We start from the raw sequence: 1,665 nt of genomic DNA, 5'->3' as shown, positions 1-1,665 counted from the left end.
GTGGGCGACGGTGTGCAGCCGCTGCTCAGTTATTTCAATGGCGCAGGCAACTTAAAAAGCGTACAAAACATCTTCAAAAAAGCACTGGTCACCGTGTTGATTCTGGGCGTTGTCCTGTCGGTCGCGGCATTGTTTTTCCGCACGCAGATCCCGGTACTGTTCGGCGCATCGCAGCAGTCATCGGTGCTTGTAGAGGCCGCGCTTTTTTTCTCGGCCTTCGCGTTCCCCTTTATCGGTTTTTCGAAGCTTTCGTCCTCATATTTCTATGCCATCGGGGACGTCAAGACCTCCTCGCTGGTCATATACCTTGACCCTGCTGTCTTAACGCCGCTGTTCTTGTTCACCCTACCGTTGTTTTTGGAGCTCACAGGTATATGGCTCACTCTTCCCTTTGTGCAGGCAGCACTAAGCATCATCCTGTTGTTCATTTACAGGCGCCATAGGGAAATACAGCTTGCCCCCGTGCGCAAAGACAGGCGGTTGCCTGATGCGTCGTAATAAGATATGATAAAGAAAAAAGAGGAAACGGAGCAGAAGAAATGGAACATATAGAGCAACTCCGCCGCGAGATCGACGAATACTATACGAACTGGTTCCGCTTAAACCGTGCCTACGACAGATGGGCACAGCAGCACGGGACTTCGGATAATACGGTTTTTACCCTGTATACGATCTCTGTCTGCGGGGACTGTGGCTGTACGCAGCAGCATATTTGCAGCGAGCTTCTCCTGCCCAAGCAGACAGTGTCTTTCATCCTCTCCAAGCTGGAAAAACAGGGCATGCTCCTGCGCAAAGAAGACCCGCAGGACCGCCGCAACAACCTCGTGTTCTTAACGCCAGAAGGCAAAACATATGCCCATCAGCTGCTGTCCGCGTTAGAAGACGCAGAGATCAGCGCCTACGAGAGCATGACCAATGCACAGCGCAAGTCCCTGCTCGAGGGCTACGCGGCGCTCACCGCCGCGATCGAGCAAAGCTTCGGCGTCAAAAAATAGACCAAAAACCCCCGACAATGTGCCGGGGGTTTTCCTTTACTCCTGAAAAAAGAACTCTGCTTTGCCTGTACCTAATGATTCTCCCTGCGCCCAGTTGTTCGCCGTGCCCACCTGCCATGCTTCCTTCAGTTCTCCGTTTTCCACACGGTTGAACCCAGCGTCACGGTTTGCAATAATAATCGTACCGTTCTTAAGCGTATATTCGGGTTTTCCGTCCACTTCCTGTTCACCGGCAATCTCATTTCCTTCCTGTATTGCCTTCAGCTTCGCCTGCTCATATACGTCTTCGGGCACTTCCGTATAACCCAGATAAAATTTTGTCGTCATAACCATCAACCAACCTTTCCGAATTTAATTTGGTCGGTATATATATAATGACATTGTCCGCTGTCTAAACAAACGCACCACGCGGTTTTTCCAGCGCCTGTGTCACCACATTCACAAATTCCTGCGTGTCGATCGACATACCAAGCCACACATTTTCCTTGCGTCCCCATTCTCCGGCAAAGTCCACTACGCTCTCGCCCGCTGTAATACCTTCTGTACTGATATCCATGCACACCTTTTCATATGTCACAAGCTCCGGGCGCAGCAACGCGCCAATACACACCGCATCGTGTACCGGGCACGCGAATATGCCAAGCTCATCTTCATAGTTGCCTGCATATAG

Annotated in this window: 4 protein-coding genes; 2 read left to right on the top strand and 2 right to left on the bottom strand. The window is 51.2% G+C overall.

Annotated elements, in window-relative coordinates; genetic code table 11:
• Both VB081_RS03965 and VB081_RS03960 read left to right on the top strand, forming a co-directional pair.
• The coding region (locus tag VB081_RS03965; RefSeq protein ID WP_323399553.1) for an MATE family efflux transporter at positions 1-498 on the top strand (498 nt) is incomplete at its 5' end.
• A 41-nt stretch (positions 499-539) separates the two neighbouring features.
• Positions 540-995, top strand: coding sequence for a MarR family winged helix-turn-helix transcriptional regulator (locus VB081_RS03960; RefSeq protein WP_323399552.1), 456 nt, complete (start codon positions 540-542; stop codon positions 993-995).
• A gap of 36 nt (positions 996-1,031) precedes the next feature.
• Here VB081_RS03960 and VB081_RS03955 read toward each other — a convergent pair whose 3' ends face one another.
• Both VB081_RS03955 and VB081_RS03950 read right to left on the bottom strand, forming a co-directional pair.
• Positions 1,032-1,322, bottom strand: coding sequence for a hypothetical protein (locus tag VB081_RS03955; RefSeq protein ID WP_323399551.1), 291 nt, complete (start codon positions 1,320-1,322; stop codon positions 1,032-1,034).
• A gap of 64 nt (positions 1,323-1,386) precedes the next feature.
• A partial coding sequence (locus VB081_RS03950) for a nucleoside hydrolase (protein WP_323399550.1) occupies positions 1,387-1,665 on the bottom strand: 279 nt, incomplete at its 5' end.

It is taken from the genome of Christensenella sp. (genome assembly GCF_034927525.1).
Classification (GTDB): Bacteria; Bacillota; Clostridia; order Christensenellales; family Christensenellaceae; genus Christensenella.
Note: the sequence above shows the minus strand (reverse complement) of the source record. Positions and strands in the feature narration are given on the sequence as shown.